This is a genomic window from Zavarzinella sp., from assembly GCA_041399155.1.
Lineage (GTDB): Bacteria > Planctomycetota > Planctomycetia > Gemmatales > Gemmataceae > JAWKTI01.
In genome coordinates, this window is the sequence record JAWKTI010000001.1 from 443,914 (window position 1) to 462,852 (window position 18,939).

The 18,939-nt window shown below is 48.9% G+C and carries 22 protein-coding genes; 14 read left to right on the forward strand and 8 right to left on the reverse strand.

Features of this window, described 5'->3' with window-relative positions; genetic code table 11:
• Window positions 1–48 precede the first annotated feature (48 nt).
• On the forward strand, window positions 49–408 hold the full coding sequence (locus R3B84_01920) for an immunity 22 family protein (GenBank protein MEZ6139303.1): 360 nt from the start codon (window positions 49–51) through the stop codon (window positions 406–408).
• Window positions 409–432: 24 nt separating this feature from the next.
• Here R3B84_01920 and R3B84_01925 read toward each other — a convergent pair whose 3' ends face one another.
• Window positions 433–666: a hypothetical protein gene (locus R3B84_01925; protein MEZ6139304.1), complete on the reverse strand. Its 234-nt coding sequence runs from the start codon at window positions 664–666 to the stop codon at window positions 433–435.
• Window positions 667–689: 23 nt separating this feature from the next.
• Between R3B84_01925 and R3B84_01930 the strand changes: the two genes are divergently transcribed.
• The gene (locus tag R3B84_01930) at window positions 690–2,201 is read left to right on the forward strand and encodes a SpoVR family protein (GenBank protein MEZ6139305.1); all 1,512 of its coding nucleotides are present in this window, start codon (window positions 690–692) and stop codon (window positions 2,199–2,201) included.
• The gene (locus tag R3B84_01935; protein MEZ6139306.1) at window positions 2,188–2,667 is read left to right on the forward strand and encodes a hypothetical protein; all 480 of its coding nucleotides are present in this window, start codon (window positions 2,188–2,190) and stop codon (window positions 2,665–2,667) included. Before R3B84_01930 ends, R3B84_01935 begins: the two co-directional genes overlap by 14 nt.
• A gap of 16 nt (window positions 2,668–2,683) precedes the next feature.
• Here the strand turns inward: R3B84_01935 and R3B84_01940 are convergent, their stop codons facing one another.
• Window positions 2,684–3,283 carry a DUF6580 family putative transport protein gene (locus R3B84_01940; protein ID MEZ6139307.1) on the reverse strand — a complete coding sequence of 200 codons (600 nt, stop codon included), beginning with the start codon at window positions 3,281–3,283 and terminating at the stop codon, window positions 2,684–2,686.
• Between the two features lie 383 nt (window positions 3,284–3,666).
• On the opposite strand from R3B84_01940, the gene R3B84_01945 reads away from it, so the two are divergent.
• Window positions 3,667–4,338 (forward strand): metallophosphoesterase family protein, encoded by a 672-nt coding sequence (locus R3B84_01945; protein MEZ6139308.1) that lies wholly within the window; start codon window positions 3,667–3,669, stop codon window positions 4,336–4,338.
• Window positions 4,339–4,476: 138 nt separating this feature from the next.
• Window positions 4,477–4,725 (forward strand): hypothetical protein, encoded by a 249-nt coding sequence (locus R3B84_01950; protein MEZ6139309.1) that lies wholly within the window; start codon window positions 4,477–4,479, stop codon window positions 4,723–4,725.
• Between the two features lie 56 nt (window positions 4,726–4,781).
• Here R3B84_01950 and R3B84_01955 read toward each other — a convergent pair whose 3' ends face one another.
• The 4 genes from R3B84_01955 to ispF form a co-directional block, all read right to left on the reverse strand.
• Window positions 4,782–5,009 (reverse strand): hypothetical protein, encoded by a 228-nt coding sequence (locus R3B84_01955; GenBank protein ID MEZ6139310.1) that lies wholly within the window; start codon window positions 5,007–5,009, stop codon window positions 4,782–4,784.
• 163 nt (window positions 5,010–5,172) lie between these two features.
• On the reverse strand, window positions 5,173–5,751 hold the full coding sequence (gene thpR / locus R3B84_01960; protein ID MEZ6139311.1) for an RNA 2',3'-cyclic phosphodiesterase: 579 nt from the start codon (window positions 5,749–5,751) through the stop codon (window positions 5,173–5,175).
• Between the two features lie 6 nt (window positions 5,752–5,757).
• Entirely contained in the window at window positions 5,758–6,756 is a 999-nt protein-coding gene (locus R3B84_01965; GenBank protein ID MEZ6139312.1) for an adenosine kinase, read from the reverse strand.
• 58 nt (window positions 6,757–6,814) lie between these two features.
• The gene (ispF, locus tag R3B84_01970; protein ID MEZ6139313.1) at window positions 6,815–7,324 is read right to left on the reverse strand and encodes a 2-C-methyl-D-erythritol 2,4-cyclodiphosphate synthase; all 510 of its coding nucleotides are present in this window, start codon (window positions 7,322–7,324) and stop codon (window positions 6,815–6,817) included.
• A gap of 164 nt (window positions 7,325–7,488) precedes the next feature.
• Between ispF and R3B84_01975 the strand changes: the two genes are divergently transcribed.
• The 5 genes from R3B84_01975 to R3B84_01995 all read left to right on the forward strand — a co-directional run bounded on the left by R3B84_01975 (window position 7,489) and on the right by R3B84_01995 (window position 13,067).
• On the forward strand, window positions 7,489–8,595 hold the full coding sequence (locus tag R3B84_01975) for a hypothetical protein (protein MEZ6139314.1): 1,107 nt from the start codon (window positions 7,489–7,491) through the stop codon (window positions 8,593–8,595).
• Between the two features lie 239 nt (window positions 8,596–8,834).
• A complete protein-coding gene (locus R3B84_01980) occupies window positions 8,835–9,527 on the forward strand; it encodes a hypothetical protein (protein MEZ6139315.1) in 693 nt (230 codons plus the stop codon).
• A gap of 312 nt (window positions 9,528–9,839) precedes the next feature.
• Window positions 9,840–11,876, forward strand: coding sequence for a protein kinase (locus tag R3B84_01985; protein MEZ6139316.1), 2,037 nt, complete (start codon window positions 9,840–9,842; stop codon window positions 11,874–11,876).
• Window positions 11,873–12,259, forward strand: coding sequence for a hypothetical protein (locus R3B84_01990; GenBank protein MEZ6139317.1), 387 nt, complete (start codon window positions 11,873–11,875; stop codon window positions 12,257–12,259). Before R3B84_01985 ends, R3B84_01990 begins: the two co-directional genes overlap by 4 nt.
• Before the next feature lie 238 nt (window positions 12,260–12,497).
• Window positions 12,498–13,067: a hypothetical protein gene (locus R3B84_01995; GenBank protein MEZ6139318.1), complete on the forward strand. Its 570-nt coding sequence runs from the start codon at window positions 12,498–12,500 to the stop codon at window positions 13,065–13,067.
• A gap of 102 nt (window positions 13,068–13,169) precedes the next feature.
• Here the strand turns inward: R3B84_01995 and eda are convergent, their stop codons facing one another.
• Entirely contained in the window at window positions 13,170–13,808 is a 639-nt protein-coding gene (gene eda / locus R3B84_02000) for a bifunctional 4-hydroxy-2-oxoglutarate aldolase/2-dehydro-3-deoxy-phosphogluconate aldolase (GenBank protein ID MEZ6139319.1), read from the reverse strand.
• A gap of 43 nt (window positions 13,809–13,851) precedes the next feature.
• On the reverse strand, window positions 13,852–14,409 hold the full coding sequence (locus R3B84_02005) for a DUF2617 family protein (protein MEZ6139320.1): 558 nt from the start codon (window positions 14,407–14,409) through the stop codon (window positions 13,852–13,854).
• A gap of 405 nt (window positions 14,410–14,814) precedes the next feature.
• Here R3B84_02005 and R3B84_02010 point away from each other — a divergent pair, with 405 nt between their 5' ends.
• The 4 genes from R3B84_02010 to R3B84_02025 all read left to right on the forward strand — a co-directional run bounded on the left by R3B84_02010 (window position 14,815) and on the right by R3B84_02025 (window position 18,867).
• Entirely contained in the window at window positions 14,815–15,219 is a 405-nt protein-coding gene (locus R3B84_02010; GenBank protein MEZ6139321.1) for a hypothetical protein, read from the forward strand.
• A 404-nt stretch (window positions 15,220–15,623) separates the two neighbouring features.
• Window positions 15,624–16,976: a hypothetical protein gene (locus R3B84_02015; GenBank protein MEZ6139322.1), complete on the forward strand. Its 1,353-nt coding sequence runs from the start codon at window positions 15,624–15,626 to the stop codon at window positions 16,974–16,976.
• Complete coding sequence (locus tag R3B84_02020; GenBank protein ID MEZ6139323.1) at window positions 16,973–17,917, forward strand: hypothetical protein; 945 nt, start codon at window positions 16,973–16,975, stop codon at window positions 17,915–17,917. Before R3B84_02015 ends, R3B84_02020 begins: the two co-directional genes overlap by 4 nt.
• Window positions 17,878–18,867, forward strand: a complete 990-nt coding sequence (locus tag R3B84_02025; GenBank protein ID MEZ6139324.1) for a hypothetical protein — start codon at window positions 17,878–17,880, stop codon at window positions 18,865–18,867. The genes R3B84_02020 and R3B84_02025 overlap by 40 nt, the downstream gene beginning before the upstream one ends.
• The last annotated feature ends 72 nt before the right edge of the window (window positions 18,868–18,939 follow it).

The following is an 18,939-nucleotide window of genomic DNA, read 5'->3' on the forward strand; positions in this document are numbered from 1 at the left end:
TCTGTCTTCCGGATAAGATATCAGCCAATTAAACTGATGAGGCAATCGATGGTAACTTTGCACGTTTTTATTTCAACAGGCAGGTTTCGCACGCTCGAAGAAATGCGTAACTATATTGATGAAACGTACACTGAAGATGGGGATGGTATTCCTTCTGAATTCATCGAAGAAGTGGAGTTGGATGAATACGAGCCGGGGTGCATTGAAGCTTTTCCATCTGAAACTGGCAAGCCAGTCCCACTGGCTCAATTGGTTGCAGGTGCCTCCTGGTCGGATCAGTGGCTGAAAAGCTTTGATGGCACAGCAATGGCAGATGCAGCCATTTGTGTCTTTTCACCGAACGTGGTTGAGAATCCCAGTAACTGCTCCCTGCAATATCTTGGCACATGTGATTTCATGCCAACATAAAATCAAATTATATTGCGATAATGTCTACGCCTCAACTCTAAACGGTACTCCATAATTTCTTCGCAAAGAAAACAACTTCTTCGCTCCCAGATAGTTGCGGCCATTTTTCTGAAATCCTGAACCAGGAACCTTGCCCAGATCGTCTATAATGTAGGTGGGTCGTTGCGGAGAGTGGGTCAGCACGTAAATGTGTTTTTTCCCCACAATCGGCACGGCACACCACGTTTTGAGGTGCAGGAAGCCAGTAAGGTTCGTCAACAGGCACTTCTGAAGGGGGCATTATGTTTTACAACACCAGCCTGCCATCGCACTTGCGTCTGTTAAAAGACGAAATCGAGGGCTACGCACGCGATTATGGCCTGGATTTCTTCGATACCATCTTTGAAGTGGTGGATTCGGATGACCTGAACGAGATTGCTGCCTACGGTGGCTTTCCCACGCGGTATCCCCACTGGTCGTTTGGCATGGCCTATCAGGAGTTGCAGAAAAGCTACGAATATGGGCTGTCCAAGATCTACGAGATGGTCATCAATACCGATCCATCGTATGCCTACCTGATGCGGTGCAACCATACCGTTGATCAGAAACTGGTGATGGCTCACGTTTATGGGCACGTGGATTTCTTCAAAAATAACGCTTATTTTGCTGGCACCAACCGCAAAATGATGGATGAAATGGCTAACCATGGTGCCCGCATCCGTGGCTATGCAGAACGGTTTGGCGAAAGCAATGTGGAGGAGTTTCTGGATATCTGCATGTCGATTGACGACTTGATCGATATTCATTCGTTGGCAATCAAGCGACATTCCGACCCACATCATGTACAGGCTCAGCAATTTGAAGATGCCCCCAGTGGTGCGGTGCGGTTCAAAAGCAAAGACTACATGGACGAATATATCAATCCGCCGGAGCAAGCACGCGAAGAGGCCCGTCCTAACCAGATGAAGCCGGAATTGCATTTTCCGGATCGGCCGGAAAAAGATGTGCTGATGTTTCTCATTAATCACGCCCCACTGCACGCCTGGCAGCGGGATGTGCTGGAGATTGTGCGGAACGAAGCCTACTATTTTTACCCACAGGCACAGACCAAGATCATTAATGAAGGGTGGGCCAGTTACTGGCATTCGCGGATCATGACTGAAAAAGCCCTGCACCCTTCGGAGTTACTGGACTATGCCGACCACCACTCGGGTACGATGGCAATGAGTGGTGGGCGATTGAATCCTTACAAACTAGGCATTGAACTGCTGCGAGATATCGAAGAACGTTGGAATACCGGCAGATTCGGGGAAGAATACGAAAATTGCGAGAATCTGGAAGAAAAACGGGCCTGGAACAAAAACCTGGGACTTGGCCGCAAAAAAATCTTCGAAGTTCGCCGTATTCACAACGATATTACGTTGCTGGATGCCTACATGACACCGGAATTCTGTGCCAAGCATAAGCTTTTTGGCTTCAAATACGATGATCACAGTCGCCAATATGTCATTGACACCCGGGATTTCGAGGCAATTAAACAGAAGCTGCTGACCAGCCTGACCAATTTTGGCAAACCGTGGATCTATGTGGTGGATGGTAATTTCCGCAATCGCAGTGAATTGTTGCTGCGGCACCAGCACCAGGGGGTAGATCTGAATGAGCAGGAAGCCCAGGATGTATTAGTAAATCTTAATAAACTGTGGGGCCGACCCGTCCACGTTGAAACCGTTTACGATGACCACAAAATGTTGCTGACCTTTGATGGCAGCGAACATTCACAGGAAATAATTGGAGATATCGATGCTGAAGCCTGATTACTATACGCTGGCACGCACACGGTGGGTGCCAGCCGAAAACAACCTGCTTTATCTGAGCGACCATTTACCGCAGCTCTTCCACCAGGTGGAATGGTTTGCCGAAGGAGTGGACCAGTTCAGTATTGTGCTCAATGAATTACGAACTTCACTGGATGAAGAGCATCCCTGGATGGCACTGTCCCTGGAAGATCGCTTGCAAAAATTAGTGGGGTGCGGCAAAGGTTTCTCAGAACCATTTCGTTTAGTGGAATGCACCCCGGAAGAAGAAACTGCCCAGCTTCGTACGGAACCGGATGCTGTCAGCAATGAAATCCATTACTTCGAGCTCGTCCTGACCAACGGTAACTGCCTGAGCATCAAGCCCTATGTGGGGTACCGCAACGGCAAGGCTCGTACGGCGGTTTCGCGACCAGTGACCTACGTGGCGATGGCCCGCCTGATGTCGAATCTGGCTGCGGTTTGAATGGAGTTTCCGGCCATTACGCGGGTAATTCTGCGGGATTGTATTGACGTGCCAGACGTGCGTGTAATGCAACCAGTCCCACCGCAGTGATCACGTCCAGTCCCACCTGGGCGAGCATTTTTGCCACCCCATAGTCTTGTGCGGTCATGAATTCCAAGCCTTTGCGATAGCTCAGCAGCAAAGTCTGCCAGGTCTGTGGGGCGTATTCCGGCAGTGCGGGTTCAATCCAGGCACCTGTATTGGTAATGAAGAAAAACAGCACATAGCCGGTCAGACCTGCTACCGCTGGCTTCACAAGACTGGCACTTTTCCTTGCCAGCAGGTACCCCAGTACCACGTAGGCAGCAAAGCCCAGGTAGGAATACGGCGATGGATACCAGCCCTTGGTGGCGTAGAACAGGGTATCGCACACCGCCATGACCAGCACTGGCACTAGTAAGGCATAACCCAGTCGCAGGCGTGCACCAGCAAATACGGCCAGCCCACCAATCGGGGTGATATTCCACCACACCCGCATTTCAGGTGGCAGTAAACGCATCACAACGGCAATTAGTCCGAACAGACTAATTATAGCCAATGCCTGGGGTTTCCATTCGTGGTCAGTTCGTGCAGTCATTATTTCAGCAGTTACGGTACGTTTTCAGGTGAATCTTTCAGCTATCGTTATATGCAATGGGCATGGGATGTCACTACGAATCCCGCATCGAGCATCGCTGTTCAGGTGTTTGGGAGTCCTGTTTGGGTTCATATGGGTTGTATAGCAGCATATCTGCAATTGGCCGAGGAATCATGATACTTCTGGATGAAAATGGTGAGTGGGAAGCGATGCTGTTTGCCAACTGGCTTCCCGGGGCAATTCGATGCAGGTCCATTCTGGGAGCACGTGCAGGAATTGAATGACAATGACTGATTTTTACAGAAGTATGAATAAAATAACCAATCAGGTTCGTATTTGCTACCTTTGTAACACTAAAGTGCATTGGGCGTTCAGGTGATTTCATGGCACGATTATTGGCAATTGGCGATGTGCACGGCTGCCTGACTGCACTGGAAACATTGCTGGGGGTGGTGAAGCCCACGGAAGATGATGAAATTGTAATGCTGGGCGACTACATTGATCGTGGCCCTGATAGTCGTGGGGTAATTGAATACCTTCGGAAGCACCAACTGGCTGAAAACTGGACCCTCCTGCGTGGGAATCACGAAATCATGATGGTGCAGGCACGCCACTCGCGGAGTGATCGGCGATTCTGGCAGGCCGTGGGTGGTCAGGAAGCGTTGGAATCGTATGCGGATCATGTGAATGGCCCCACGATTGAAAGTGTTCCGGATGCCCACTGGTTATTTTTGGATCGTCTGTCCGACTGGTACGAAACGGAAGAGTTCATTTTTGTGCACGCGGGTCTTCATCCGGATCGCCCACTTCAGAATCAGGAGACCAACGATCTTCATTGGGAAGTGCTGAATCCGGAGCGTTTTCGGCCCCACTGTTCGGGGAAAACAATTGTTTGTGGGCACACCGAGCAACGAAATGGCACCCCACTGGTGCTGCCAGGGGTAATTTGTCTGGATACCTGGGCCTATGGCAATGGCTGGCTGACCTGCATGGACCTTATCAGCGGTAAGTACTGGCAGGCCAACGACTTAGGCGAAGTGCGGGCAGAATGTTGACAGGGAAGAAAGGAAGAAATTGCATGCAGGATAATTTTTCCTTGAATCGTCCCACGTGTTGTGGTACCATCACATCTACAACTTGAAATGGGGTGGAACCCCATACGCCGTTTGGCGATGTTCAACCTGGAGGGAATCATGGCACCGATGACGTTCGATTCAACGCAAACCACTACCAGAAAAGGAGTTACGGCAGAAGATCTGCAGGTGGTGCTTTCCAGACATGTCGATTGTCGCTTCTGTGATTTGATTGTGCACACCAGTGAAATATGCATCACCGTTTCGGGCACTGTCAAAAGCTATTTTTTGAAGCAGTTGGCACAGGAAATCCTACGGCCTCACTTGCGTGGCCGCCCACTGCAAAACAAAATCCGCGTCACCAGTTAGTATAACGCTTTGGCTATATAATAATCCGCTTCAGCATTTCTACGATTTGCTATAAATTATTCATGGATGAGATTTGCAAGCTCGTCAGCCGTGGTAGTAAATCCAATGACCTCTAGTCCGGATTCTGTTATCGTGAGCGGTTCGATCGATACGATTCGCAACGGTACCCAAACAACAGTTTGCCCTTCATCGTTCTGATAAACCACATTCGGTTCAGTTTCGATCATCTTGTGAATCGCCGCTACATCAGATTCGGCAAACCACCGTACTTGGATGTCACGCATGCCAGTAGATTTTCAATTGATTTTTGCACAGTAAACGACAAGTGCCAAATAGCCTGATAAGGATGATTCGATATGACTCATCTGTATTTTACCGAAATCTTGGGTTGGCTGAAAAGTAGTGTACTTCAAGAATTGGACTTTTCGTAGAACTCTAACTTGCCATTTATCCCCGCAGGTCTGCGCGGCCGATGATGCTGTACTGTGGGCCGTCGTGGCGAAGTTCACTCTGGTACAGCAGAATCTCGCTGACGTGAGAGTAGCCACCGTCCCATTTCTCATATTTCTGAATGATGGTGCTCCAGTAGTCCTGGTCAGCTTCCTTGTTCAATCGTCCCAGGGTCAGGTGGGGGGTGTAACCACGCGATTCGCGGCGGTATTCCCCCATCTCTTCCAGCCGAGTGGCAAGGGCATCGTGCAATTTTTCCAGTGGTTCGGCACCTTCAGTCATGCCCGCCCAGAGGATTTTCGGTCGCCGGTTGTTCGGAAAGCCACCAAGTCCTTTCAGCATCACCCGGAACGGTGGGATCTTTTTGCCCACATTGTCCAGCAGGCGGCACAGTGGCACTACATCGCGGGATGGAATCTGGCCGAGAAAGTGCAAGGTGATGTGCATTAAATCGGGCACCATCCACTTGACCTGCCCGCCGTGGGGGTCGTTTTGCAGCGTTTCCAGCAGCCTGCTGACATTACTCTGGCTGCCGGACGACAAATCAAACGCAATGAAGGCACGCACCTTCGGCATAATCAATTAACCCTGTTTGGAGACTGTGAAAAATTCTTCCGCACCGTGGTGCAGACGGGCCCCCACCTGAGAGATTACTTTCATGGCTAAAAAGTTCGCTCCCTTTGCGGCCTGGGGTGCGGGCATGCCACTGGAAATCCCGTACAGAAACGCACCCGCAAACATGTCCCCAGCACCGGTGAGGTCGCGTGGGGTGCACGAATATGCCGGCACGTGGCTTTCCTGGTGGTTGTAACGAATGAAGGCACCGTTGGGGCCATCGGTCACCACGGAATTGGGAACGCGATCGACCAGACTGGCAAATGCCTCTTGTGCGGTTTCGGTCTTGGTGATCGACATCGCTTCGGCTGCATTGCAAAACAGCAGATCGGTGTGCTGGAGTGCGTTAAAGAACGGCTCCGTAAAGACTTCGGGAATAAATCCATCCGAACAGGTTACCGCAACCTTGGTGCCAGCTTGTTTTGCAATTTTCAGAATTTCGACGATCGCTTCCTGTCCCGATGGTACATTGGCGAACATGTAACCTTCGATGAACACCCACTCGCTGGCTTCAATCAGGTTTCGGTCGTGCTGCACGTGACGTGGGGCCAGGTGGCTGGAAACACCCAGAAAAGTCCGCATGGTACGTTCCGCATCGGGCGTAATCACGCAGATGCATGTGCCAGTGGTTTCACCCACAATCACCGGGTTGCCCATTTCAATTTTCAGTTGTTCGAATTCTCGTTCGTAGTGCAGGCCATAGCGATCATCACCCACACAACTGATAAATGCCGCTTTGCCACCCAGTTGGGCGAAGGCAATCGTGGAATTTCCCACGGAACCACCACTGACCAGGCGGGGCTCACTTTTCTGAAAACGGTCTAATAATTGCAGTTGATCGGCCTTTTCCACCATCCGCATGGTGCCACGTTCAAAGCCCATTGTGGAGAAATCATCCTCCCCCACTTCTACAAAAATATCAACAATGGCATGGCCCACGCCACACAACGCAAACTCTTTCTTCATATTTCAGTCCTGTCTCACGAAAAATCGAAGTAATTTTCTGATAGTGAATTAAATTTCATTAATTATTATGGTGCTCGGCACTATCGTCTGTGGGAATCTTCAGCAGCACCACCACGTGGCACCCGAGAGCTTCTTTTCGCCCAATGTGACCCACGTTTTCGCCAGTTTTCGCCTTCACATTCACCCTCCGGGTGGGCAAGTGCAGAATTTCTGCCACGTGCGTGCGAATCTGCTCCTTTACCGGGCCCAGTTTTGGCACCTGAGCAAAGATGGTGATATCGGCATTCACCAGTTCGCAGCCCAAAGAAGACACCTTGTTTATTGCCGCATCTAAAAATATTTGAGAATCGGCCTGAAAATTTGCCGGATCAGTATCTGGAAAGGCATCTCCAATGTCGCCCAGACCTGCTGCACCCAGAATGGCATCGGTCAGTGCGTGCAGCACAATATCCGCATCGGAATGACCGTCGAGGCCGAGGTGGTAGTCGATTTTCACTCCTCCCAGAATCAACGGACGCCCTGCCACCAGGCGGTGCGTATCGTGACCGGAGCCCACGCGGTATTCCATTTTCTTCTCGACGGCAGCACCTAGATTTACTTAAGTGTTTATTGTACAAGCACTTAGCGGAATTGAAGCGAATCGGCCCAGTTCCTCTTTTCAGCACCAATGAGATTATGTTAAAATGCGGGAAGTTTTTTCCAAGGATGGAATGGTATTGAAGCCACCAAACGATGATCTTTTTATCGATTACATTCCGTGTAAAACTTAAAAGGCCTGAAATGCAATTTCTGCACCTTGGTTCCGTTTTTTGGCAGATAACGGTTTTATTTTTAATCGAGCTGGTATCTGTGTGCAATCTCACTGCAGCACCGAAAGGTAAAGTTTCAGAATTACCTAAAAAACAATCTAAAGAAGTACTACAGGCATGGGCAAATGCAGGGTGTGAATTCGGCTGGATTCGACCTTTCCATTCAGAATATTTCCGATTTATTACAGATGGGGAACCAATTCCTGGGGATATCCCAGGGTTTAAAGTGCGCAACTGGAACGAAGGAGAATTAGAAACGTTACCAATACCAAGTGGTAAATTCGGGCTAATTTTGCTTTCACAAGAAAGTACAACCAAAGGATTAAACGCACTCGCTAAGTTCCCGAATATTACATTCTTGCTTGTGGCAAAAATGCAAATTACAGATGAAGGAGTGAAATCTCTTCTTGTTCTGGAGCATTTGCAAACACTTGGATTAAGAGACTCGAATATTACTGATGAAAATTTAAAACACATTGCAAATTTTCAGCACTTGCAAACACTTATTTTGTCTTCTACCAAAGTGACTGATAAAGGGATGAAATACATTAATTCATTGGCAAACTTACAAACTCTTGTGTTAGACTATACATCTGTCGCTGATTCTGGGATCGAGCAAATTGCAAAGTTAACTGAGTTACAACATTTGCATTTGGGTCACACCCAAGTTACCACGAAAAGTTTTGAGTCTCTGAAAAATTTGACAAAATTGCAATCTTTATTTTTGAATGATACAAAAATTTCTGATCGAGGATTATCTCAATTAGAAGCACTGGAAAATCTTGAAATTTTGTATTTGGCAAGAACAAATCTATCGAACAGAGGATTGGAACAAATAGCTGCCTGCAAAAACTTAAAATCTTTGAGTTTTTCTGGAAATCGAATCACAAATTCTGGCCTGAGCAAACTAAAAGTGCTCACTAAATTGGAAGTAATTTCATTCTCGGACACAAAAATCACATTCAAAGGTCAAACACAATTTCAAAAAACACACCCAAAGTGCATTATTTTATCTGATGTAAGTGAGTAGTGTGTTGGTTACTGAAAAAAGCAACCAGAATCAACGGACGCCCTGCCACCAGGCGGTGCGTATCGTGACCGGAGCCCACGCGGTATTCCATTTTCTTCTCGACGGCAGCACCTAGATTTACTTAAGTGATTATTGTACAAGCACTTAGCGGAAATGAAGCGAATCGGCCCAGTTCCTCTTTTCAGCACCAATGAGATTATGTTAAAATGCGGGAAGTTTTTTCCAAGGATGGAATGGAAATGTCTGCAGGTTTACCACACGCGCAAGTGCCCACCCGTCAACAGTTAGAAGAAATTGATGCAATGATCAAGCGGATGCTGGCCCTGCCTCCATTGGCGTCGGAGGTGCCTGTTGAAGATAGCGCCCCGCCGGTGGTGAAATCGTGGAAAGTGGAAATCCCCGAACCAGGCGAACCTGGGGAACTGAAAATCCAGCCCGATCCGGAACCATCCTTAATATCGTGGGGCAAATCGGTCGCAAATCCGGATGATATTCAGCCACCGAAGGCCAGTGGGTATTTTGCGAAACAGCCTGCCACAGTAGGGACTTCGGGCAATTCGCCCGATGAACTTCCTCAACCCCAGATCTACCACGGACCGGGTGCACAGCCACCCATAGTGGAAGCCCCACCTGCACCCCAGGCTGCAGTAGGTGCTGGAGAATTAGAGGAAGTTCCTTTTGCTGAAAGTGCCACCCGCAGAGGGATGCCCAACCCACTGATTCTCATTAATATGCTGTACGATGCCATTACCTGGCTACTTTGGCCTCTGACGGGCGTATTGCGTAATCAGGGCCGCACGTGGCTGGGCAGAATAGGCGTTTTCATGCTGATTGCCGCAGCCGGCTGGGCAATTGGCGAGATGTATGGCTACAGCTGGCCCCACATCCCCTGGGGGAAATACGACCCACGCACCCTGCTGGGGAAGTGGTAGGGGATTGACATCAAATCGATCACTTCCTTGGCACTTGTTGGTTTGCTTTTCAAAAGATGGCATTGCTGCCAGTACTCAGCGCGGTCTCATTCCAGGGTAAATCGGAATGTTTTGACAAACTGTTGGCACTATCCAATTTCAACCAAAAATAATCCGCGTCATCTGCAGCATAACTTATTGGTTATATAAAAAGTTTTGTTGCTTTCTGAATCTGGCAAAAAATTGAAAAAATGCATTTTATTTTAGTATTGCATCAGCAAAATTATTCTGTCAAAATATTAATACTTCGTCATGAAGAGCCTCCGCCGTCAGATGCCTAGTTCGTACTCCTGCATCGTTTGTGCGACACCACTGCCCAGTGTGCAGGGGGTGGTAACCTGTCCCTCCTGTGGCAAATCGCAAACGTCGATTCAGGAAGAAGAATTAACAAAGAGTGCGGTGCTTCTCGAAGTACCTAGCTTCTCTCCAGATTCTGTCGAAAACGTTGATACTCGGACGTTGCCCGACGAAGAGTTTCATGCAGTTGCCACGCATACTTGCACAGAATACCAGAAATCTCCCGAAATAAACTTTCCGACCATTCCGGGGCATGAAATCATTTCGATTCTGGGCAAAGGCGGGATGGGGATTGTTTATCTGGCGCGACGACTGCACACCGATGACCTTGTTGCGTTAAAGATGATGCGGCTGGGTAGTGCTGCGAGTGAAGACGACAAAAAGCGGTTTCTCCGCGAAGCTAAGGCATTGGTCACTCTGAAAGAGCATGACCACATTGTCCGGCATTACAGCTACCATCAAACCGACGAGCAGATCTATTTCACGATGGAGTTCATCAACGGATCTTCATTGAGCAATTTGATCCATCAGCAACCGCTGGAAACGCGGGCAGCAGCACAGATGTTTGCAGATCTGGCGGGGGCCGTGCAACATGCCCACAATTATGGTCTGGTACACCGGGATATCAAACCAGCGAATCTTCTGGTGGAAGAAAAGACCGGCAAAGTAAAACTGTCGGATTTTGGATTAGTTAAGTCGGAAGAATACACCGAACTGACGGCACCGCAGGTAGTGCTTGGTACTGCTAAGTATATGGCACCGGAACAGGCGAACGGCCAGCAAGCGACCGCAAGCAGTGACATTTACTCGTTGGGGATATCGCTTTATCAAAGCCTTGCTGGCAAAACACCTTACGATGAACTATCGTTGGTAGCAATTCTCAGCCAGATTGCAAATACACCGATGCCTTCCGTGCGGCAATATCTGCCCAAGATTGATCCTGTTCTGGAAGCGATTTTAGCCAAGGCAACCAGTTTTGAGCCGTCTGGCAGATACGGTAGTGCAGGGGAATTTCAGCAGGACTTAAGGAATTGGCTTGACGGAAAACCCACAATCGCGAGACCATTAACGCCGATCCAGAAGCTGATAAATCGGTTCAAGCGAAATTACCGGCAAACCACCGTGGTAGTTGCCTTGCTCGCAATGGGGGGGCTCGGGGCAGCAGCCTTAATCAAACCGAATCGGCCAATTGTCCAGGTGTCTGCGCCAGAACCAATTGACCATAAGCAAGTGCTGCACGAAAAAATACGCAATCTGCAACCGGGCGAAAAACTGACGATTATCGGCGAAAAAGGCCTCCCAGACTGGTACGACTGGAAATCAGGTCCTAGCTTGCTCGCAACGAGAATCACTGGTGATGAAGCCTGCTCATTCCAAACTAGTGTTATCTCATTGCTGGAATTAGTGGAAGATGCCCACCATTCCGAGTTTGAAATAACTGCCGAAATACGACATTGTGCAGCTAATGGAGATACTGGATCTGAGGTAGGATTATATTTCGGATTCGAACATCTGAATTTTTACGAAGGTTCTTTCAATCAGGGATCTCACTTCTTTACGTTAAAATTCAGCGACTATTGGCAAGGTTATGAAAGAACGTCGAAGCAGTTTCGAGACGATCATCATGTAATGATCTCAGATTGCTGCATGCTCGATAATCGCGTTGATCTGCCCCACTTCTGGCATACGAATCTGCAATTGCCGGATAAATCAGCTTTCCTATTTTCAGCTGTACATAATAGATCAATCATGAATCGTTGGAGAAAATTATCAATTAGATTCGAAAGAGACTCTGCAACATTCAGCTTATATTTTGATGGCAGTGAACGCACTCAAACAATACCATTTTCCCGTTTGAATGCAGTTACTGTCAATTCGATCATTCCCGAAGACCAAACTCCAAAGTTCAGCAGCTTCCGCGCAAGTAGAAGTATTGGTATATATGCCAGCGATGGGATTATCGCGTTCAGAAATGTAGTCTTCACAAATACTTCAAAAGGTAGTCAGAAATGAGTGATTCGTCCTCAATAACCCCTGCAGCGATGCTTTCGGGTAATGCCATTACTACTCCACAAAGTGGCTGTTATTTTACGACGGAAACGTTTACAGCATGCGGTACGTGTGTGTCAGGTGCTACGGTGCAACTATCACTGGTCAACGTCGCACAGAGTACATTAGTCGACAAGCAATCTGCTACGGTCAACGGTACGAATTGGAAAAGAGACTTTGCAGATTATGGTTTCGTTGCCGACAATAATCCCCATACTTTGCATATGTTTGTCAATGGTGGAACAACTCCAGTTGCAACAGTAAACTTTAACATTGGCGAGACTGGTAATCCACCCTGCATCCCGTGTTTAAATGTAGAACCGATCGAGCCAATGGAACTTCCCTAAGAAGCAGTTGCATGTTCGATTTTCGACACTGCTGTAAGATCAGGATTTTTCGACTGCTTTTACATACTTTTTGGCCAGTTCTGTCAGGCTGGTGAAGTCTGAGTTTGCGATCATGTGTGGATCGACGAGTTGCCCAGTACATCGGCAGCCAATTGGAGTTAACAGGTGCTTTGGATGGCTGATAAACCTAGATGGAAATTGAATCTCAATCCAATTTGAGATTAAACGAGGTGAGTTGATGGCAGGAGTCACGAAGGAAGATATTCGAGAATGGGCCAAATTCTACATCTGGTCAGGTATGTATGATCATCAGGAAGTGCGACTTCTGATCGAAGAGCAGCTGGGCAATGATGATGAAGTGAGTGAAGATTGGCTTCAACAATTGATACTTGATGAAGTTGAGGCGAAGCAGCAAGCTGAACTTTCCTGGCCAGAAGTGACTGATTGTGACCGACTTGAACTTGCTTTTATCTCCCTCGAACAGGTGGGTATCATCGCTCTGCAGATGGCTGGTTTTACTCTTTCAGACGGCTTGGAAGAGGTTTCAGATGTCTATCGTGAAGCCGGTGGAAAGAAGTCAGATTACACGGGGTTTTGTTTTTTCACGGAACAGGATGTGGAACATGCGCTCGATGGGCATGGGCTTTGTATTGCGTTCGGCCACTTCTCGGATGATCAAGCGAAAGGTGTTGCTATTGGACAACAGCTATGCCTTGCATTCAAAGCAGCAGGGCTACAAGTTGATTGGGATGAAAATATCAATGCTCGTATATTCATCAAGAATTTTCGTTGGCAACGAAGGTCCTGACCATAACCATTTCAAAGCAGCGAGGTCGATGAGTTGTAGCGGCGTATACTTAGCAATAAAATCGAGTAAAGAGGTGAAATCCAATGCACGTGTGCATTTGATTTAAGCGGCGATTACTGCTTTTACATACTTTTTAGCCAGTTCTGTCAGGCCGGTGAAGTCTGATTTTGCGATCATGTGTGGGTCGACGAGTTGGCTGCCGATGCCCAGGGCACACGCACCTGCGGCCAGAAAGTCGCCTGCAGTGGTCAGATCGACCCCGCCAGTGGGCATCAGCTTAATCTGGGGCAGTGGGCCACGCATCGCCTTAAAGAACTTCGGCCCTAAACACTCTGCTGGAAAGACTTTCACGATATCCGCACCAGCTTCCCAGGCCGCCAGTATCTCTGTGGGGGTAAACGCACCGGGCATTATCGCCCGATCGTAGCGGTGGGCCAGAGCAATCACATCCACATTCACGGTGGGGGATACCAGAAACTCGGCACCCGCCATAATTGCGATTCGTGCGGTTTCTGTATCCAGAATCGTCCCCGCACCGATGAGAATTTTCTCACCAAGTTGCTTTTTCGCAGCCCGGATGACTTGATCGGCATCGGGAACGGTGAAGGTGACCTCGGCAACCCGAATCCCACCTGCGGCCAGTGCGTGCAGCACTTCTACCAGTTGATCGGGCTGTGGGGCACGCACCACGGCGACAATTTTGTGCTGCTCAATTAGCTGCAATTGCTCAAGTCGTTTCATCGTAAGCACTTATGAAAAAATGAGAAAATGAAAATTATCAGAATTATTTTTTGGTGATAGTTTCGATCATCGACATCGTTTTCAGGATGATCCCTTCTTCAGGGAAGGTATGGAAGGCATTGATGTGCAGGCAATCGACGCACCCATCGACTGTTACCAGGCTCAGTGGGGCCAGGGCGAAGCGTTGATCAGCATGAAAATGGTAGATCAGCCCACGATTTTGCCCATCGGCGAGCAGTTCTTCATGAATTTTACGAAAAACAGGCGAGGATTGTTCCTCCCGCTGCAAACTGGTCTGGTAAACAATTTCGGGAGAAATCCGAAATGAATCACTGAATTCCCCTTCAAAACGGTGGCGGCAAACTCGCCCACGCTGAGGCAGCGGAAAGTCTTGCACTGCAAGCATTTCCGACAATTGTAAACCGCTGGGACTCGTCCAGCTCCAGTAATGTCCGGTGGTGGTCAGCACCAACTGCAGGTGGTATTCATCCCGCCGAAACTGCTGCACTGCCAGAGGTTCCAATAATTCGGGATGCAACGATCTTGAAAACAGATGAAAGCGAACGGTTTCTGCATTTGGACGTGTCAACACTGAATTCATTCCCCGACCCCCTGATCCAGCCCCCCTGGATGCTTGCGGGTATATAATCAGAGACCGCAGAACGCTCAAGGGATGTTTTGTGGGCGTTATCAATAAAAAAACGACGCACTCGGCGAACCGAGTCGTCGTTCTTTTCATTTTAGGATAATTGGACAAGGTTGGAAATTTGTTCTGACCGTCCACAAATCAATTACACAAGCCAACAACCAGAATTACTTAGGGGCTTCAGGAGCCTTAGGAGCAACTTTGGGGGTTTCGGGTGGCTTGGGCATGGTTTTGGGTTCAACCACAGGTGCGGTCACGGTGGGAGGAATCACCACGGTGCCACAACCGGGGGTTGCGGAGGTGTAAACTGGTGCACTTTCGCAAGTGTTACAGCCACCTTTGTTGAAGCAGCCACCGAACTTGCTGAACAGACCACAACCGCTGAAGCAGCCTTTAAAGCCACATTTCTGGGTGGGGCAGCAGCTGGTGGTTGTGGTAGCACAAGGAGTTGCACAAGGTGCAGGTGCGGCACAAGGAGTTGCACAAGGTGCAGGAGCTGCACAGGGTGCAGGTGCGGCACAAGGAGTTGCACAAGGTGCAGGTGCGCAGATCGGCTTGCAAGGGGTGCAGAACGAAATCTTGGGTTTGCAGCACAGTTTGAAGAAACAGGTTGGCTGCTCGGGTGCAGGCGTCATCGCCATTAACATTACCATACTGTACATCGAAGTATCTCCGTGTTGTAACTGGTTGCCACACAAACACTTAAAGTTATTGTCCCACCTGTTTGTGGTGCCACCAGTCGTTGCGTTGAAAACAATTTTTTAATTACTGGCGGGACAATCGTCGCAACTAACCATGATGCTAATGTGGGCAAATTAAACCGTCAAGGTTAATTTAGGAATATTGGGTAATCTACAGAACTTTGGTAAAATGTCTGCTTGAATAATCCGAAATTCCCGCGCATTGGTTAGCAACTTTACCTATGGGATACCACAAATTCGGGTGGATGCTTACAGATTCCAGGATTTTGTAAACTTTGCAAATCGCGTGATTTACCCATTTTTCTGCCAACATTCCCCCATGCAAGTGGTTTGTGTATGTAGAAGATGCCGCCGAATCGCCACATTACATTGCCGCCGAAGGTTTTTATCAGGCTACGATCGCTTCCTTACCGATAACTACAGTTGAATTGGTGGAGTTGAGGATGAATAACACGATTTTTAACAGTGATGCACCACAGGAACCCCCTTTCAGTACGTCCCGAGTGGTTCTTTCAGGTGCTATCGGTCTGGCGGCTGGTGGTGGCAGCATTGATCACCGGGTTTGTAACCAAGGCACCGCGAATTGGATTTGATGGTTACACCCGGGCCAGTTTGCAGGCTTTGGAACCGCACTCTGCGGATGGAATCCGCATTTCGTTGTGCGGGCTGGGCATGTTATTGATCGGTGCGGGCATTTCTCAACGTCCCACCTGGTTCGGGGGATGGGTGTTTGCAGCGTTCGGCAGCCTGTTGTGTTACGGGTATGGGCAAGGCGACGGCAATTCCGGTTATTGGTTTGCCGCCATTCCCAATTCATGGGATAGTATGCAAACGGTGAGTCTAATGGTCATGGTGATCTCACTTTTGGCTATTATTGCGTGTTTTATCCCAAGGAAAATCTCATTCGTGCTCATTAGTGTGTTCGTTTTCTACCACTTTATGGGGATTTATTCTGCAATTACTGCTGTCCCACCGGCACCGTGGCTGTCCACCAATTACTGGGCTCGGGTGGCACGCCCTTATTTGCATTTTGTCTACCTGAACAATGCGTACCAGTTCTATTCGCCCGATCCCGGCCCTTCAAGTTTGTGCTGGTTCTGCATTACGTATGAAGAAATCCAGCCAGAAAATTCGAATGTGATTGAAGATGCCAGCAAACCACCACCCAAGCAGGTGAAAAAGTGGGTAAAACTGCCATCCCGAGAAACGGATAATCCAGATCCATTCAGCCTGATTTACTTCCGTTATCTGGCTACCATTGAAAATGCAGCCCACACGGGTGCTCAACAATTATCGATTGCACCTATCGAAAACCAGGAAATGGTCAGTCGGCGGAATGCGGTGATCAATGAATTTCCGAAGCACCCGGACATTCCGGACATCAGCGAATATCGCCACCCACCAGAGCATATTCCCCACCTGGTGGTCCCATCGTTTACGAAACATATCGCACGTTCCCCGCGGTACCAGTTACCAGGTATGAAGATCGTATCAATGAAAGTCTATCGAGTCGAGCATTCGATTCCGGACGTGCACGAATTCCGTGGCCGAAAAGTGGAACCGGAAGGTACCATCATTCAACCCCACCCATACTACCCAGGCTCGTTTTTGCCGTTCTATCTGGGAGAATACTCTGCCGATGGCCGCCTGATAAACCCGGAAGATCCGATGCTGTATTGGCTGGTGCCGATCTTCCCCAGACCGGATCGGGTATTCGAGGCCCAGAAACGCGACATCACAGATGATGAGTACAGCGACTATTACATCGATGTCGTGACCATCCATGCTGGTGCAGATCACAGGAAGGAGTTGCTGAAATGATTACCATGATGAAACAGGCAGGCGAGAGTTTCGGCCGCTTTTTCTTCCTGCCTGCGCCGCCCACGATTCTGGGGTTTATGCGGATTATGACAGGCACCATCTTCCTGTACACCCTGTTTGCATACAGCTATGGGTTGCAGGAATTCATGGGGCCGGATGGTTGGTATCCCCACGACATGATCAACAAAATGCGTCGACAGGAACCACAAATTCTGCCACCGCTGGAAGAACAGCGTTTTCGCAGTGCGATCTTGCTCGACCAGGTTCCCCACCGCCGGGAGGCAGTGATTGAATTTCTGCGACGATTGAAGCCGAGTACGGAAGAACGTCGCAGACAGTTGCGGTTTATCGACAAAACGATGGTTTTCATCAACAATGATCCCAAATTGATGCCCGAACAACGGGAAATGTATTATCAGGTGGGGATGCGTTTTCCGGTAGCCGTCGCACGGATGAACGCCAAACAGTACGATCTTTTCCGTCAGGCACTGAATAATCCAGTTATTAAGGATGATGATCCTGCGCTCAAACAACTGCCCATCTTCTTTTCGAATCTGACTCCTCAGGAGCGGGTGGCCTACCTCGAAGATGCGGGCGAGTTTCTCGAAGCGTTGCCCCCGGATTCCACCAAACAGCGATTTGTCCTGGACTGGTTCAGTTTTTATCCAGTGGAAGAACGACGAAGATTGTTGTTTTATCTGGATGGTACCCTGACCAACAATTATGACTTGCCCAGTAACCTGCCCACCGACCCCACCTTACGGGAAGATGTGCTGCAATACCTGCTGGAGTGGGGGGTGGATCCTCGTGATGCGTACGTGCATGGCCGTGGGATCTTTCCACCTTTTTCCACCTGCACGACCCCACCACAATCCGGTGGGTACATATTGGTGTTATTGTGGTGGCTTTTCTGTTCACCGTGGGCCTGTTTACACGAGTGACCTCGGTACTGGTATGGTTTGCCTCGCTCTGGTATATCCACCGTTCCCCACTGCATGTGTTTGGGCAGGATACCATGCAGACAATTCTGCTGTTTTACCTGATGATTTCCCCATGTGGTGCGGCATTTTCTCTGGATGCTCTAAGACTTCGCTACCGGGCGGCAAAAGCAGTACTAGGTGGAGGCAAACACCCACCTGCGTGGGCAAGTGCTGCTCTTGCGGGGCCTGTTTCCAGTTGGCAGGCAAACTTTGCCATACGAATGTTGCAAATCCACTATTGCTTTATTTACATGTCGGCAGGAATGTCCAAGTTAAAAGGGAGTAGCTGGTGGAACCATGAAGCGGGCTGGCGGGCTTTGGCAACTCCAGAATTTGGCCCAATGCGTTTTGGTGAGTACGAAACACTATTGCGTGCTGCCGTTTCATCACAAGTTGTATCTGCGTTTCTGTTTGCGGCCATCTGTATTGGTACACTCCTGCTGGAATTGGGTCTGCCAATCGTGATCTGGACTCGATTGCGACCGGTCTATTTAACTCTTGCTACCACGTTTCACCTGGGGATCGGTTTCTTCATGGGCTTGACGGTCTTTGGCTTATACATGATGACGTTTCTGCTGGTGTATTTTCCAGCGTCGCTGATCCGTGCTAGACTGGCACCGGCACCATGGACTGGGCCGAAAGAAACAATTTTGTACCACCCAGGCTCGCCAAGGAGTGTTCGGCGGGCAGCACTTATCCAAATGTTAGACCTTTCTGGCAGATATCAACTTGTGGAGCGAACGGATGAATTGACAGACGAAATCCAGTTGCGGGAACCAGATGGCCGACTGCTACAAGGCGAAGAATTGTTTCAATCGGCATTTTCGACACTGGATCTGGTTAAACCGATTGCATGGATTCGCAAGGTGCCTGGTGTCTGGTTCTGCGTAAAGTTCAGGTTTTGCCGATGAAAATCATCCTGAATTTGCAGCTATCGTGGGTAACACTCAAGAACCCCCACCAATCTCTCTGATAAAGTAATG

Excerpts from the sequence above, each read along its gene's own strand:
- R3B84_01920 (MEZ6139303.1), top strand. The coding sequence starts at position 49 with ATGGTAACTTTGCACGTTTTTATTTCAACAGGCAGGTTTCGCACGCTC.
- R3B84_01930 (MEZ6139305.1), top strand. The coding sequence starts at position 690 with ATGTTTTACAACACCAGCCTGCCATCGCACTTGCGTCTGTTAAAAGAC.
- R3B84_01935 (MEZ6139306.1), top strand. The coding sequence starts at position 2,188 with ATGCTGAAGCCTGATTACTATACGCTGGCACGCACACGGTGGGTGCCA.
- R3B84_01940 (MEZ6139307.1), bottom strand. The coding sequence starts at position 3,283 with ATGACTGCACGAACTGACCACGAATGGAAACCCCAGGCATTGGCTATA.
- R3B84_01945 (MEZ6139308.1), top strand. The coding sequence starts at position 3,667 with ATGGCACGATTATTGGCAATTGGCGATGTGCACGGCTGCCTGACTGCA.
- R3B84_01950 (MEZ6139309.1), top strand. The coding sequence starts at position 4,477 with ATGGCACCGATGACGTTCGATTCAACGCAAACCACTACCAGAAAAGGA.
- R3B84_01955 (MEZ6139310.1), bottom strand. The coding sequence starts at position 5,009 with ATGCGTGACATCCAAGTACGGTGGTTTGCCGAATCTGATGTAGCGGCG.
- thpR (MEZ6139311.1), bottom strand. The coding sequence starts at position 5,751 with ATGCCGAAGGTGCGTGCCTTCATTGCGTTTGATTTGTCGTCCGGCAGC.
- R3B84_01965 (MEZ6139312.1), bottom strand. The coding sequence starts at position 6,756 with ATGAAGAAAGAGTTTGCGTTGTGTGGCGTGGGCCATGCCATTGTTGAT.
- ispF (MEZ6139313.1), bottom strand. The coding sequence starts at position 7,324 with ATGGAATACCGCGTGGGCTCCGGTCACGATACGCACCGCCTGGTGGCA.
- R3B84_01975 (MEZ6139314.1), top strand. The coding sequence starts at position 7,489 with ATGATCTTTTTATCGATTACATTCCGTGTAAAACTTAAAAGGCCTGAA.
- R3B84_01980 (MEZ6139315.1), top strand. The coding sequence starts at position 8,835 with ATGTCTGCAGGTTTACCACACGCGCAAGTGCCCACCCGTCAACAGTTA.
- R3B84_01985 (MEZ6139316.1), top strand. The coding sequence starts at position 9,840 with ATGCCTAGTTCGTACTCCTGCATCGTTTGTGCGACACCACTGCCCAGT.
- R3B84_01990 (MEZ6139317.1), top strand. The coding sequence starts at position 11,873 with ATGAGTGATTCGTCCTCAATAACCCCTGCAGCGATGCTTTCGGGTAAT.
- R3B84_01995 (MEZ6139318.1), top strand. The coding sequence starts at position 12,498 with ATGGCAGGAGTCACGAAGGAAGATATTCGAGAATGGGCCAAATTCTAC.
- eda (MEZ6139319.1), bottom strand. The coding sequence starts at position 13,808 with ATGAAACGACTTGAGCAATTGCAGCTAATTGAGCAGCACAAAATTGTC.
- R3B84_02005 (MEZ6139320.1), bottom strand. The coding sequence starts at position 14,409 with ATGAATTCAGTGTTGACACGTCCAAATGCAGAAACCGTTCGCTTTCAT.
- R3B84_02015 (MEZ6139322.1), top strand. The coding sequence starts at position 15,624 with ATGCACCACAGGAACCCCCTTTCAGTACGTCCCGAGTGGTTCTTTCAG.
- R3B84_02020 (MEZ6139323.1), top strand. The coding sequence starts at position 16,973 with ATGATTACCATGATGAAACAGGCAGGCGAGAGTTTCGGCCGCTTTTTC.